The following is a 15105-nucleotide window of genomic DNA, read 5'->3' on the forward strand; positions in this document are numbered from 1 at the left end:
AATCATGAAAAAACTAGCAAAAAATATAAAATACTGGGCAAAATCCTCAGCCCTTATCGTTGGACTTTCATTCGCAGCATCCTGCGATGGGTTTCTAGAAGAAGATGTTGTTTCTCCTATTGGTAACGATTATTTGAACACCCCAAAAGGGATGAATGATGGCATCAACGCTGCCTATAGTACTGTAAGAGCATGGTATGGTACCGAAAGAGGTAATAACTTTACAATATTTGGCACGGATATCTTTACAAATGGTGCGGATGGGTCATGGAAATTCATGAATACATACACGAATCAATTTGACTCACAGAATGGTCATGCTCGTGAATTGTGGGATGAATTCTATAGAGGCATAAATACCTGTAATGCAGTAATAGATCGATCTGCCAACCTTACTGGTATCTCTCAAGCTCTTATTGACCAACGAGTTGCTGAAGCCAAATTTATTAGAGCTCATCATTACTTCATTTTGGTTCAGCTTTTCGGAGCATTGGATTTACAACTTGAAGAGACAGCAGTTCCTACAAAAGTAGTCACAAGAGCGCCTGTGTCGGCAGTCTATGCAGCTATAATTAAAGATCTGGAAGAAGCGATTCCTAACCTAGAAGCTAAAGAAAGATCTTCAGATTATGGCAGAGCTACTCGTCCTGCTGCAGAACATCTGTTGGGTAGAGTTTATCTCACTAAAGCCACATCTGAAGCTGGAGAATCTTCTGATTATTCTAAAGCAGAGACCAACTTACAGAACGTGATCAGTAATTATGGATTTGAATTACTTCCGAATTTTGGAGACGTTCATGCTTTTGGAAACGAAATCAACAATGAAGTAATCTGGTCTACTCAATATACTAGAGATCCTTTGACTAATGGCGGAGGAAATAACTCACATGTGTTCTTCTTGATGGAATACGACGTGCAGCCGGGTATGATAAGAGATATAGAAAATGGACGACCATTCAAACGTTATAAGTCTACTGATTACACGTTAAACACCATCTTTGCAGACCGTGTAAATGATTCTAGATATAAAAACACTTACCAGGATGTCTTCCTATCAAACAACCCTGGTACGTTCAATACTACATTCGACAAATCCAAAGCATCCGTTACATTTGCCCAAGGAGATACCGCTATCTGGTTACCTGGTTACAATATGTCGGAAGCTGAGCGTGCAAAGTATTCATACCAAGTCCTAACTCCAGAGTTTTACACAGAGAGATTGTTCCCTGCTATGAAGAAGCAAAAAGATCCGGGACGCGTTGATCGTACTCAATTTGAAGGAGGACGAGATTACATTGCTATGCGTCTTGCTGATACTTACCTACTTCTTGCAGAAGCGCAATTCAGACAAGGAAAACTTGGCTTGGCTACTGAAAACATTAATGTAGTAAGAAGAAGAGCAGCATTTCCTGGTAAAGAAGCTGAAATGGAAATTTCCCAATCTGAATTGACGTTTGAATTCATTACTGAAGAGCGTGCAAGAGAGCTAATCGGTGAGCAGACTAGATGGTTGGATCTGAAAAGATGGGGAATATTAGTAGAGCGAGTAAAGATGTATAATCCGCAGGGAGCTCCAAATATTCAAGCATTTCATACTTTGAGACCTATTCCTCAAAATCAAATTGACCGGGCTGAAGGTACCTCCACTGCATTCCCTCAAAACCCAGGTTATTAAGTAATTTCTAAATAAACAGAATATAATATGTAAAGAGCTACCATGGAATCCACGGTAGCTCTTTTTTATTTTGTCATAAATAACTTAATTTAAATCAATAGAATAAATACACCTTCTAATATTTAGCAATTAAACATAGTTTAACTAAGCTTATTATAACTTTATTTTCAATTTATAAATCAGTAGGTTCTACATATTATTTTTTTGGAATATATTCTTCAATACGGGGGCTTGAACTGATGAATCTCATCAAGAAAAAGACTGTAAATTCAAACATTTGAATCTACAGGATGCTATTACTAATAGTTTAAATAACATCTATAACTAATACAATTCATATTACAAGTCTCCAAAACGCTGCCAAATCCACCGAAATCGATTGCGCTAAATTTCTTGCAGAGTAGTAGGGCTTTTGCTCCATATTATTATACTTTAGAAAGTTAATGTTTCTTAAATGTAATATTAACACTTTAGTCAAATTATATTATAACAATTAACCCACTACTTATGCGGTACAAAATTTACAAAAGCCTCTGGTTGATTGTATTTTCTCTGTGTATTAGCGTCACCATGGCGCATGCTCAGGAGGTACAAATCACTGGAACTGTTTTAGACGAAACAGACATGCCTTTACCTGGCGTAACAGTCTTACTTAAAGGAACTACAACTGGCACCACTACAGATCTAGATGGAAAATATTCCATAAGCGCTACCCGAGATGGTGTGTTGGTTTTCTCTTTTATAGGATATGATCCTATCGAAAGAGAGATCGGAAATCAGTCAGTCATTGACTTGATCATGAACCCAAACACTTCTGATCTTGAAGAAGTAGTAGTGATCGGATATGGTACAGCAAAAAAGCGAGATGTCACCGGTGCTGTATCCTCTGTGAACCCTAATAAATTAGAAAATGAAAACCCGAATTCGGTCCAGGATATACTAAGAGGTAATGCCGCTGGATTGAATGTAGGAATCAGTACTTCAGCAAAAGGAGGCGGATCACTTCAAGTGAGAGGTCAAACTTCCCTAAATGCTGGAAACTCTCCTCTACTAGTTTTGGATGGAGCTATCTATTATGGGGAGCTTGCCGATATTAACCCTAATGATATCGACAACCTTGAAGTACTTAAAGATGCCAGTGCCGCAGCCGTTTTCGGTGCTAAAGCTGCCAATGGTGTAATACTTATTACAACTAAAAAAGGAACCATTGGAAAACCAACTATCAAGTTCAATGCGAATTCTGGCCTTGCAACTATGGCTACTTTCCCTGATGTGTATGGCCCTGATGAATTTATTAGCTGGAGAGAAGACGTATTCAAAAGTATTAATGCTGGTGGCTATGATCCATACGAATTCTCTGATCCTAGAACCTTACCAAGTGACATTTCACTAGAGCAATGGATGGCCTATGACGGATCCTCAGGAGACCCAGTGACTGTTTGGCTACAAAGACTTAACATGCAGCCAGTTGAAATAGAGAATTACAAGAATGGTAATTCTGTAGATTGGAGAGATAAGATATTCCAGACCGGATTCAGACAAGATTATACTGTAAGTCTATCCGGCAGAAATGAGAATTTCAACTATTATTGGTCAGTCGGTTATCTTAATAATGAAGGCATCATCATTGGTGATCAATATGAAACCATCCGTACTAGAATCAATCTGGAAGGCAAAGTAAACAAATGGCTTTCTGTCGGAATGAATGTGCAGTTTGCAACCCAGGACGAAAGTAACGTACCAGTGAGCTGGGGGCTTTACAGGACTCTATCTCCATGGGCATCGGAATTTAACGAAGACGGAACATATAGATGGAGACCAAATGACGAGCAAAGTGGTGGAACACACCCTTTCTATGACAGAACCTATATTGATAGAACCGATAGAGATGTAAACATCAACTCAACTGTATTTGCAGCCATCAAGTTGCCATTCGGTTTCAATTTCAGAACTAACTTTACTCCTAGATTCGAGTATTATGAATACTTCAATCACCAATCTGCTGACCATGAAGTTTGGGGTGCATCAGGAGGAATTGCCTCTAGAAGACAACGAAAAGAATACTACTGGCAAATTGACAATATCTTGACTTGGCAGAAAACTTTTGCTGAGAAGCATGATTTCAATGGTACTTTTCTGATCAATGCTGAGAAATTCCAGTCTTGGGATAACACCATGACAAACAACGGATTTGAGCCTCACGATAGACTTGGATACCATAATATTGGTGGCGGTATTAACCCAATTATCTCTAGTAATGACGAATATAGTACAGGTGATGCCCTTATGGGTCGTTTGATATATTCTTACGATGGCAAATATACTACTACGCTATCTGTTAGAAGAGATGGTTATTCTGCATTTGGACAGAGTAACCCAAGAGCTCTTTTCTATTCTGCAGCTTTAGGATGGGTTTTCTCTGATGAGAACTTCATCAATATAGATTGGTTGGATTTCGGAAAAATGCGTTTTTCTTGGGGTAGTAATGGTAATAGAGATATCGGTAGATATGTGGCCCTTTCTGATTTGAATACTGGTAAGTACTTCTATCAAAGACCAAGTGGAGAGCTATACTTAGTAAACCAGCTATACGTGAATAGAATGCAAAACAGCAACCTACAGTGGGAAAGAACTGAATCTTTCAACTTAGGTATTGATTTTTCTGTACTCAAAACTAGGCTTACCGGTACCTTGGAGATGTACAAAATGTCTACTCGAGATTTGCTAGTAGAAAGAAGTTTGCCTGATTTCCTTGGATTCAACTTTGTTTGGGATAACCTAGGTCAAGTTGATAACCAAGGTTTCGAGCTCACTTTGAATTCTACCAATTATGAGAGAAACAACTTTAGCTGGAGAACTACTGCTAATTTTCAGTTAAACAGAAATGAGATTGTTAGTCTATATGGTGATTTGGATGAAAATGGAAAAGAATTGGATGACCCAAGTAACGGGTGGTTCATAGGTCATGCAATTGATCAGATTTGGAATTACAAGACTGACGGTATTTGGCAATCAAATGAAGCAGATGCTGCTGCAGACTACGGGGTAAAACCAGGTGACTATAAAGTGGTAGATGTAGATGGTGATGGTAAATTCACCAATGCAGACAGACAATTCCAGGGATATACTGAGCCACGTTTCCGTTGGAGCTTAAGAAATGAGTTTAATCTGTTCAAAAACCTTGACATCTCTTTTATGATGTATTCCTATTGGGGTCATGAAGGTTCTTTCAACCAAATGAAAAATAGAGATGGTTTCTTAGATAGAACAAGTTCTTATGTGACCCCTTATTGGACTGAAGAGAATCCAAATAACGAATGGGCTAGACTAAACTCCAGTGAAGGTAGTGCTGGTGGATATAGTATCTATCGCAAGAAATCATTTATCCGTCTGGAAAACATCTCCATGGGATACAACTTCCCTAAGCATTTGACTGAGAAGGCAAAAATGACTAACGTACGTGTTTACGGAAACATAAGAAATGTAGGTTTCTTTGCTCCTGAGTGGGATTTCTGGGATCCGGAGAATTCTGGACCAATCCCAAGATATTTCACACTTGGAATTGACGTCACATTGTAAGCCTAAAATAACATTGAAATGAATATTAGAAGTAAAACAAACTCGATAAAAATCCTTTTGACAGGATTGATAATTGCAGTCACTTCTGGATGTAATGAAGATTGGCTAGAGCCTCAACCTCTGTCTTTCTACTCACCAGAAAACACCTATAATGAAGCTAGTGGTTTATGGGCTGCCTTAGTTGCCTGTGAAAGAAACATGCGACATGAATACACTGGAGATGGCTCTCCTATCCTAACAGAACACATATTCTCTGAAGTAGCTGTAGAAGGTACAACAGATAAATCTGGGCCAGCTCAGGATATGAATCTATTGATTACACCTGATGCCAACCTAAACTCAGTTAACACAAACAGAATAGGATGGTACTGGTACGAAGGCTACAAAGGTGTAAAGTATGCAAATACGGTGGTATCTAGAATCGATGAGCCTCAGGATTACGAGAACGAAGCAGAAAGAAACCATCTTCTTGCTACCGCGTATTTCCATAGATCGCTACGATACTATAGGCTAACTCAGCAATTCGGTGATATCCCATTAATTCTTGATGAAATCACGGCACCTAAGCTTGATTTTTACTCAACTGATCGTAAAGTGATTTTGAGAAAAATGAAGGAAGATTTAGAATGGGGAGAAGAATGGATCCCAGAGGTAATGGATCGTGGTAGAGTACCGAAAGGAGCTCTTCAACATTTGTTAATCAAAGTCAACCTAGCTCTTGGTGAATTTCAGGATGCTTTAAATGTTGCCAACAGATTGATTGATAATGGCCCCTACAAACTAATGACTGAAAGATTTGGTGTAGATGCGAATGACCCTACTAAAAATGTCGTGTGGGATCTTCATAGACCTGAAAACAAATCTCCAGTTTCAAACACAGAATCAATTCTACTGGTAATGGATAGAATAGATACTGACGGTAGCTCAGGAGGTATTATTACTATGAGAAATGCGGTTCCTTTCTGGGGATCAAACATCAATACTCCAGCAGGTAACAAAGGAACTTCAGACGTAGCAAATCGGCCTATTCCTCAAGTAGAGCAAATCGGTAGAGGTATCGGAAGATTGAGAGGAACTTGGTATCACCAAAGTATGATTTGGGATGATGAAAATGATCTAAGACATGCTCCAGGTAACTGGATGAACATGACAGATCTAGTATACAACAATCCCGGAATTGAAGGTTCCGACCCTTACTATGGTGAAAATCTTGAATTTAGAAATGAAGATGGAGTAGTACTGGTTGTGGATACGATCAGAAGCTGGTTCTCTTGGCCACATTACAAATTGTTTGTCCCAGATCCAAAAAGAACCCAGCCTCAAGGTGGCGAAACCGATTGGTATATATTCCGACTTGCTGAATCTTATCTACTTAGAGCTGAAGCAAAGTATTGGTTGGGTGACCTAGACGGTGCTGCTGCAGATATTAATAAGGTGAGAGAAAGAGCTGGTGCTGCTCCTTATACTGGAGCGGATATTACTATCGGTACTATTTTGGACGAAAGAGCAAGAGAACTTTATTATGAGGAGCCTAGAAAAACTGAATTAACTAGAATTGCTAGAATTTTTGCAATGACAGGTAAGACTGCATACAATGGCAAGACTTATAGTGAGGCGAACTTCTCTCAGGATAATTTCTACTATGACAGAATAATGGAGGTTACTGACTACTACAATAAAGGTGTTTTCACAAGACATGGCGATACATATACCTTGAGCCCATATCATGTATTATGGCCAATTCCTCAAAATGCCATTAATTCAAATACCAAAGGTCACCTAAATCAAAATGAAGGTTACTATGGTTCTGAAAACAACATTCCTCCACTCACTACTATAGAGACGGAAGAGTAATAATTCTTCAAATCATAAACCAACGGAGACCAGATGTTGAATCTGGTCTCCGTTTTACTTTTACTACTGCCCTTTTTAAAAAAAATGCTACTCCAAAGTTGGAGTAGCACCTGAGATTAGTAATCAGGGTTTACCTAATCCTGACAGGTTGATTCCCTAATCGTTATTTTTGAAGGAATTGTGATTACTTGATCTAATAAATCATAGTGATTTGGCTTAGTCAATTTCTTTATAAGCAACTTTGCGCATTCACTACCCATTAAGGAAGCAGGCTGGGTAATAGTAGTCAATGCTGGATTCATTAATCCAGCGATAGAAGAATTTGAAAAACTGATCAATTTTAAATCAGAAGGCATTTTCAAATTAGTACGTTTTACGGCATGATAGGTAGCAAAAGCTAATTTTTCCACTGAAGTAATTATTCCATCAGGTCTATCCGGAGAGTTTAGTAAATTCTGAATTTTTTCTACGTTACTCTCTTCATCATGCCCACAATAAAGGGTCATTGAAGAATCCAATGCGATACCCGCTTTATTGATAGCATCGTTGAATCCACGCTGCCTTTCCTTGCTAATAGATAAATCTACACACAGAGTGAAAAAAGCAATCTTTTTGCAGTTCTGATTGATTAAATGCTGAGTTGCTTCAAAAGCACTTTCATAATCATTGGTAATAAACTTAGTTGTAGGAATTTCAGAACTTATCCGATCAAAAAATATGATTGGTAGTCCTCTATCGTGTAGTTTCTTTAAATGGGAATTGTCGCTGGTCTGACTAGTCACTGACATAGCAATGGCATCTGCCCTGCCATTTAGAAGCAAATTCACAATCTTCCGCTCTCGCTCCATATCTTCATGCGTATTATAAACTAACAGATGATAGCCATGTTCCTGGGCTATTTCTTCTATACCATCCATTACTTGAGCAAAGAAGCTATTGATTCGCTCTGGGATAATAACTGCGATAGTTTTGCTTTTATTTTCGCGTAAACTACGTGCAAAAGGATTCGCATGGTAATTTAGCTTCTCAGCCATATTTAGAACTTTCTTCTTAGTAGCCTCTGATATTTCATAACTATCATTTAATGCACGTGAGACAGTCGAAGGGGCAAGCTTAAGTTCCGCAGCTAATTCTTTTAAACTAATTCCTGAAGCCATGGTATTAAAGGTAAATTGGGTCAATAATTGGTCACAAATTACAAATGATTGCGCGTATTAGGCCTATACCGCATACATAATTTCGAAATCGTTTCCGCATTTTATTCCCTAAATACAGCTGATTCGAGGTATTTTTATGTTCATAATAAGTTGTAGAAATTTAGTCAAAATAACCGATGCCCTATTCAACAACGAAATCTTCATTCCTAAATGAAGATTTTCTATTGCATAGCGAATATGCAAAAATCCTTTACCATCAGTATGCCAAGGATTTACCCATAATAGATTATCATAATCACCTTCCGCCAGCTGAAATAAATGCTAATAAAAAATTTGAAAACATCTCAAAGATCTGGCTAGCCGGTGACCATTACAAATGGCGGGCGATGAGGACTTTTGGCATTAATGAGAGATTTATTACTGGAGATGCTTCAGATGAAGAGAAATTTAAAAGCTGGTCCAAAACATTACCTTATACACTTAGAAACCCTCTTTACCATTGGTCGCATCTAGAATTAAAGCGATATTTTGGTTTTGATGATCTGCTTTCAGAAGCAAATGCCTCGGAAGTCTATAAGCATTGCAACACAGTTTTGGAAGGAGACTCCTACTCTACTCAGGGGCTATTGGCTCAGATGAAAGTAGAAGTAGTATGCTCTACAGATGATCCTATTGATTCTCTTGACCAACATGTTTCTTTTCATAAGAAGGGGAAAGATCTTGGCATGTATCCTGCTTTCAGGCCAGATAAAGCATATTCTATTGAAAACCCAACATCATATAAAACATATATTTCCAGCTTAGGCGAAAGCGTAGGATTCGAAATCCATACGTACGATAAATTGCTCGAAGCATTGAGCATCAGGATAGACTATTTCCACGAGCGCGGTTGTAGACTATCAGACCACGGACTCGAGCAATTATATTTCTTTAAAGAGAGCTCCCTCTCAGTAGATTCCATATTCTCTCAGGTTCTTTCTGGTGACAATCTTTCCAGCGAAAAAGTAAACTTCTTCAAATACAGCACGCTTCTGGCATTGTGCAAAATGTACCATGCCAAGGGTTGGGTACAACAATTCCATCTTGGCGCTCTGAGAAATACAAACGAGCGTTCACTTAGGATCTTAGGTCCAGACACAGGCTTTGACTCCATTGGAGATTTTGACCAAGCAAAAGCCATGTCAGGATTTTTCAATGCATTAACTTCTGAAGATCAGCTTACCAAAACAGTGATTTACAACCTTAATCCACGTGATAATGAGGTTTTTGCTACCATGATCGGAAATTACAATGACGGATCTGTGCGCGGTAAAATTCAATTTGGATCAGGCTGGTGGTACCTCGATCAAAAGGATGGTATGGAGAAGCAAATCAACACACTTTCAAACATGGGCTTAATCAGCTGTTTTATAGGTATGCTTACAGACTCCCGCAGCTTCCTTTCCTTTCCACGTCATGAATATTTCCGCAGAATTCTATGCAACCTATTTGGACAAGATGTAGCGAATGGCGAGCTTCCTTGGGATGAGAAATGGCTTGGGGAAATCATCTCAGGTATTTGCTACCACAATGCGAAACAGTATTTTGACTTTAGCCCAAAAAACATTCACGTTTAATTATGAGCAGTTCACTATTCTCTCTTAAGGGAAAAAAAATAGCCTTCTCCGGTGCGACTGGAGTCTTAGGCAAATCAATGAGTTTATATCTTGCCAATGAAGGCGCAGAAGTCCTGATTTTAGGTCGTACGCCCGCCAAGGTGGAAGATTTAGTTCAAGAAATTAAAGCCATAGGAGGAAAAGCATTTGGCTATATTTGCGATGTCACTGATGAAAAAAGCATTCAGGAAGTCTATGCGGAAATAGAAAAAGACCATGGTTACCTTGATATTTTGATCAATGCCGCTGGCGGAAATATGCCAGGTGCAGTGATCACTCCTGACAAAACCTTAAAAGATTTGGAACTCGATGGGTTAAGAAAGGTGATGGATCTTAATTACCTAGGTACTGCTATTCCTTCTAAAATTCTTTTCCCACTCATGTTGAAAAACGGAAAAGGAAACATCATCAATATCAGTTCCATGGCCGCTTCCAGACCCATGACCCGGGTGATGGGCTACGCTTCTGCCAAAGCTGCTATTGACAACCTAACCAAGTTCCTTTCAGTTGAGCTTTGCTCTAAACATGGAGCTGGATTTAGGGTTAATGCCATTGCTCCAGGTTTTTTCCTGACAGAGCAGAACAGAGCATTACTTACTGAGTCTGATGGAAGCCTTACAGGACGAGGAAATCAAATCATCAGCCATACGCCTATGAATAGATTTGGCAAACCTGAAGATTTAAATGGCGCCTTACACTGGCTTTGTGCTGATGCATCCGAATTTGTAACAGGAACTATCGTCGCGGTAGATGGCGGTTTTGGAGCCTATTCAGGAGTCTAACAATTTGAAATCTCAAATTTAAAATCTCAAATTATATAAAATATGACCTATAAAATGGAGCAAACCATGCGCTGGTATGGCCCAAACGACCCTGTAAGTCTTAGAGATATTCTTCAGGCTGGGGCAACCGGAATAGTTACAGCTCTCCACCATATTCCAAATGGAGAAACCTGGTCTAGAGAAGAAATCAAAAAACGCAAAAACACCATTGAAGCTGCAGGCCTGACTTGGTCAGTTGTAGAATCTGTGCCAGTACATGAAGTAATAAAAACACGATCTGGGAATTACCTGCAGGTAATCGAAAATTACAAGGAAACACTTCGTAACCTGGCAGCAGAAGGCATTTATACAGTTTGTTACAATTTCATGCCTATTCTGGATTGGACTAGAACTGATCTGGAATTTGAACTTCCCAATGGCGTAAAAGCCTTGCTTTATGAGAAAAAGGCGGTTCAGGCATTTGATCTCTTCATACTGGAAAGACCAGAGGCAAAAGCTGAATATTCTGAAGAAGAATATGCTGAGGTGAAAGCTTACTATGAAGCGTTAACTCCTGAAAAGCATCAAATGATCTTCGATAATATCCTTAAGGGCCTACCTGGGTCTGAGATTGGCTATACATTGGAAGAATTCAAAACCATGCTAGCAACATACGATGGAATTGATGCAGCCAAACTAGCAGATCATTTAAGGTTGTTTTTAGATGAAATCGTACCTGTGGCTGAAGAGAATGGAATGTGCGTAGCAATCCATCCAGATGATCCTCCTTTCCCACTATTTGGTCTTCCGCGCATTATGAGTACAGCAGACGATGCAAGAAGAATACTTAAAGATCAGCCGAGTCCTGCCAATGGCCTGACTTTTTGCACAGGTTCATTTGGAGTAAGAGCGGACAACGATCTTCCGGCAATGGTCAAAGAATTTGGTGACCACATCCACTTCATCCATTTGCGCAGCACCAAAAGAGATGAACATGGTAATTTCTTTGAAGACAATCATTTGGAAGGAAACGTGCCAATGGTAGCAGTGATTGATGCGGTGATTCAGGTTCAGCAGAAGCGCGGAAAAAGCCTACCAATGCGCCCAGATCATGGACATTTGATGCTGGATGATTTGAACAAAAAAACCAACCCAGGGTATTCTGCAATTGGAAGATTAAAAGGTCTTGCTGAAATACGTGGTGTGGAAGCAGGCTTGCTTTATAGCCAGGAAAAATGACAGAAAAAGAGAAAATGCTGGCAGGCGAACTCTACCAAGCTGGGGATCCGGAATTGGTAGCAGAACGCTTGAAAGTAAGAAAATTGGTAAAAAGCTTTAATGACTCAAATCCTGAGGATATCGATTTTCGCGTTTCTCTTATTCGTAAAATCTTTGGAAAAACCGGAAAGAACTTCTGGGTAGAACCACCTTTCTTTTGCGATTATGGCTATAATATTGAAGTTGGAGATGATGTCTTCTTCAACTTCAATTGCGTAGTTCTTGATGTGGTCAAAGTCACACTTGGTGACCGAGTACTTGTCGCACCAAATGTCCAGTTTTACTCCGCCACTCATCCAATTGATGCAAAATCAAGAGGGGAAATGTGGGAATATGGCAAGTCAATCACTATTGGAAATGACGTTTGGATAGGTGGGTCAGCCGTGATTTGTCCCGGAGTTACCATTGGTGACCGATCGGTAATAGCAGCAGGAGCCGTAGTTACCAAAAGCTTTCCTGCCGATGTGGTCATTGGCGGTAATCCTGCCAAAGTCATCAGGTATCTAGTCTAACATACCATTTTATTCCTATCCCAGATCACCTTTCCTTTATATCGCTAAACATTTGCTTATTTTTGGGCACAATTATTTTTAACCCTTTTGTTTTAATTGAATGAAATCGAGCATAACGAAAACAGCAAACGCACAAAAAATTATAATGCAAGCGAGATTCCATATGGCCTTAAAAAATCAATCATAATCATATGAAACGAGTATTAGTTAGTGGTGGTGGAGGATTTCTTGGCAGCCATCTTTGTGATAGACTTCTGAAAGAAGGAAATGAGGTTCTTTGTGTAGATAATTTTTTTACTGGCAATAGAAGAAACATTCATCATCTACTTGATAACAAGAATTTTGAATTGCTCCGCCATGACGTTACGCATCCACTTTATGTAGAAGTAGATGAGATTTATAATTTAGCTTGTCCTGCCTCCCCTGTTCATTATCAGTTTGACCCGGTTCAAACCACCAAAACATCTGTGATTGGAGCTATGAATATGCTGGGCTTAGCAAAGCGATTAAAAATCAAAATCCTTCAGGCGAGTACTTCTGAGATTTACGGAGATCCTGAAGTTCATCCTCAGCCAGAAAGCTATAAGGGAAGTGTGAACACTCTTGGGCCTAGAGCTTGCTATGACGAAGGAAAGAGATGTGCTGAAACGCTCTTTTTCGATTATCACCGCCAGCATAAAGTTGCAATCAAAGTCATGCGTATTTTCAATACTTATGGTCCAAGAATGCATCCAAATGACGGACGTGTTGTAAGTAACTTTATCGTGCAAGCCCTACAGGGAAAGGACATCACCATGTATGGAGATGGTATGCAAACCCGCTCTTTTTGTTATGTGGACGATAATATTGAGGGAATGTACCGTTTGATGAATAGCCGTGATGGATTTACCGGACCAGTGAACATCGGTAACCCTGGTGAATTCACCATGCTGGAACTAGCTCAGCAAATTATAGATCTGACAAACAGTAAAAGTAAGATGATCTTCCTTCCACTTCCTCAAGATGATCCTATGCAGAGAAGACCGGTTATTGATCTGGCTAAAAAAGAACTGGATTGGGAACCTACTGTTAACCTAAGAGAAGGATTGACCAAAACGATCGAATACTTTGAATCAGTAATCTGATAAAGCCATCTATCAAACTAGAAAAAGCCACCAAATGGTGGCTTTTTCTAGTTCACCGCTTTTTCAACCGCTGATTTCTCGAAGGCCGGATCGTAGTCAGGATTCTTTGTTGTGGGAATAGGAGCGCCATTCTCCGATCTCCACTTTTCCAATTTCTTTAAAAGATCCTTTGTCTTTTCATGATTTGAAGATGCTAAGTTATTCGCTTCGGAAGGATCGTCCTTAAGATTATAAAGTTCTAATCCACCATCTTCAAAATACTGATGCAACTTCCAATCTCCTGAGCGAATGACTGAGCCAGGTCGAGTACGGAAAAGTGGATCTCTAGAACCATCCTCCTTCGGATCGTAGGCCTCCAGGTATATTGGGAAATGCCAGAACAGATCCCTTTCATCCAATTCCTGATCAAAAAGCAGAGGCAAAATACTTTGCCCATCCAGCTTGATTCCGGCATCTGGCGCTATCAAGGCTTGGATGGTAGGATAAAAATCCATTTGTGTCACTGGAGTATTTTCTATTCCAGCTTTAATTTGATTTTGCCACTTGACGAGCATAGGCACTCTGATTCCACCTTCGTAGTAACTCCCCTTTCCAGCTCTCAACGGATCTTGATAACTGGTAGCGCGAATGCCTCCATTATCTGAGGTGAAAATAACAAGCGTATTATCCGTCAGATTCAAGCCATCTAATACACTTAACAATTTTCCTACATTTTCATCCATGCTCTGGATCATAGCCGCATAAACCGGATTATTTTGGCCTTTGCTACTCTTTTTGTTTTGATATTTTTCTACCAAATCCGGTTTACCCTGCAAAGGAGAATGAACTGTATAAAAAGGCAGGTAAAGGAAAAATGGCCTTTCTTGGTTATTCTTTACAAAAGTGATCGCTTCATTCGTCAGTCGATCAGTCAGATATTCCCCTTCTACCACAGGCTCCAATTTGATATTATATGGGCTAAAATACCCGTCCTTTCCAGGATGGCCTCTATGGCTTCCACCGATATTCACATCGAATCCATGGATAGCCGGATCATCCGAAATATGCCACTTCCCAAACGTACCAGTTGTATAGCCTTGATCCTTGAAGAACTTGCCCAAGGTGTAAAGGCTATCTTGGATAACTTTTGAATTTGGTGAGGCAAACAGCTTCCGAGTTCTCTTATCACCACGATCTGCTGGGTCTACCGTGTAAACCCCATGAGTCATAGGATACCGACCCGTAATCATACTAGCCCTACTAGGAGCACAATTAGAAGCTCCTGCATAGGCATTCATGAAGACCTTGCTCTCCCTACTGAGTTTATCAAGGTTAGGTGTCTCGTAATAATCCGAACCCATAAATCCCAAATCAGCCCAGCCCAAATCATCCACATTGATCAGCACAACATTTGGCTTCGTGGATTTAAGCTGCGCAAAAGAATCTTTAACCCCACCGACCAGCAAAAGAAATAGAACTATATACTTTTTCACATATTGAAATTTAAACAACACTGAATATTAATCCCCAC

General features: G+C 39.7%; 10 protein-coding genes. 8 read left to right on the forward strand and 2 right to left on the reverse strand.

The window, feature by feature from the left end; genetic code table 11:
• The first annotated feature begins 4 nt into the window (after positions 1-4).
• From QOL76_RS01355 to QOL76_RS01365, 3 genes are all read left to right on the forward strand, one after another.
• Positions 5-1675, forward strand: coding sequence for a RagB/SusD family nutrient uptake outer membrane protein (locus QOL76_RS01355; protein ID WP_283411226.1), 1671 nt, complete (start codon positions 5-7; stop codon positions 1673-1675).
• A 507-nt stretch (positions 1676-2182) separates the two neighbouring features.
• Complete coding sequence (locus QOL76_RS01360) at positions 2183-5254, forward strand: SusC/RagA family TonB-linked outer membrane protein (RefSeq protein WP_283411227.1); 3072 nt, start codon at positions 2183-2185, stop codon at positions 5252-5254.
• An 18-nt stretch (positions 5255-5272) separates the two neighbouring features.
• Positions 5273-7108, forward strand: coding sequence for a RagB/SusD family nutrient uptake outer membrane protein (locus tag QOL76_RS01365; RefSeq protein ID WP_283411228.1), 1836 nt, complete (start codon positions 5273-5275; stop codon positions 7106-7108).
• Between the two features lie 134 nt (positions 7109-7242).
• Here QOL76_RS01365 and QOL76_RS01370 read toward each other — a convergent pair whose 3' ends face one another.
• Complete coding sequence (locus QOL76_RS01370; RefSeq protein ID WP_283411229.1) at positions 7243-8265, reverse strand: LacI family DNA-binding transcriptional regulator; 1023 nt, start codon at positions 8263-8265, stop codon at positions 7243-7245.
• 176 nt (positions 8266-8441) lie between these two features.
• Between QOL76_RS01370 and uxaC the strand changes: the two genes are divergently transcribed.
• From uxaC to QOL76_RS01395, 5 genes are all read left to right on the forward strand, one after another.
• Positions 8442-9881 (forward strand): glucuronate isomerase, encoded by a 1440-nt coding sequence (uxaC, locus tag QOL76_RS01375; RefSeq protein ID WP_283411230.1) that lies wholly within the window; start codon positions 8442-8444, stop codon positions 9879-9881.
• A gap of 2 nt (positions 9882-9883) precedes the next feature.
• On the forward strand, positions 9884-10702 hold the full coding sequence (locus tag QOL76_RS01380; protein WP_283411231.1) for an SDR family oxidoreductase: 819 nt from the start codon (positions 9884-9886) through the stop codon (positions 10700-10702).
• A gap of 42 nt (positions 10703-10744) precedes the next feature.
• Positions 10745-11920 (forward strand): mannonate dehydratase, encoded by a 1176-nt coding sequence (gene uxuA, locus QOL76_RS01385; protein WP_283411232.1) that lies wholly within the window; start codon positions 10745-10747, stop codon positions 11918-11920.
• A complete protein-coding gene (locus tag QOL76_RS01390; protein WP_283411233.1) occupies positions 11917-12471 on the forward strand; it encodes a sugar O-acetyltransferase in 555 nt (184 codons plus the stop codon). The genes uxuA and QOL76_RS01390 overlap by 4 nt, the downstream gene beginning before the upstream one ends.
• Positions 12472-12662: 191 nt before the next feature.
• Positions 12663-13595, forward strand: coding sequence for a UDP-glucuronic acid decarboxylase family protein (locus tag QOL76_RS01395; RefSeq protein WP_283411234.1), 933 nt, complete (start codon positions 12663-12665; stop codon positions 13593-13595).
• Positions 13596-13642: 47 nt separating this feature from the next.
• On the opposite strand, the gene QOL76_RS01400 is transcribed toward QOL76_RS01395, so the two are convergent.
• A complete protein-coding gene (locus QOL76_RS01400; protein ID WP_283411235.1) occupies positions 13643-15067 on the reverse strand; it encodes a sulfatase in 1425 nt (474 codons plus the stop codon).
• Positions 15068-15105: the final 38 nt, after the last annotated feature.

Origin of the sequence: Algoriphagus winogradskyi (assembly GCF_900182815.1) — a bacterium.
Classification (GTDB): Bacteria; Bacteroidota; Bacteroidia; order Cytophagales; family Cyclobacteriaceae; genus Algoriphagus; species Algoriphagus winogradskyi.

Excerpts from the sequence above, each read along its gene's own strand:
- QOL76_RS01355 (WP_283411226.1), top strand. The coding sequence starts at position 5 with ATGAAAAAACTAGCAAAAAATATAAAATACTGGGCAAAATCCTCAGCC.
- QOL76_RS01365 (WP_283411228.1), top strand. The coding sequence starts at position 5,273 with ATGAATATTAGAAGTAAAACAAACTCGATAAAAATCCTTTTGACAGGA.
- uxuA (WP_283411232.1), top strand. The coding sequence starts at position 10,745 with ATGACCTATAAAATGGAGCAAACCATGCGCTGGTATGGCCCAAACGAC.
- QOL76_RS01380 (WP_283411231.1), top strand. The coding sequence starts at position 9,884 with ATGAGCAGTTCACTATTCTCTCTTAAGGGAAAAAAAATAGCCTTCTCC.
- QOL76_RS01370 (WP_283411229.1), bottom strand. The coding sequence starts at position 8,265 with ATGGCTTCAGGAATTAGTTTAAAAGAATTAGCTGCGGAACTTAAGCTT.
- QOL76_RS01390 (WP_283411233.1), top strand. The coding sequence starts at position 11,917 with ATGACAGAAAAAGAGAAAATGCTGGCAGGCGAACTCTACCAAGCTGGG.
- uxaC (WP_283411230.1), top strand. The coding sequence starts at position 8,442 with ATGCCCTATTCAACAACGAAATCTTCATTCCTAAATGAAGATTTTCTA.
- QOL76_RS01360 (WP_283411227.1), top strand. The coding sequence starts at position 2,183 with ATGCGGTACAAAATTTACAAAAGCCTCTGGTTGATTGTATTTTCTCTG.
- QOL76_RS01395 (WP_283411234.1), top strand. The coding sequence starts at position 12,663 with ATGAAACGAGTATTAGTTAGTGGTGGTGGAGGATTTCTTGGCAGCCAT.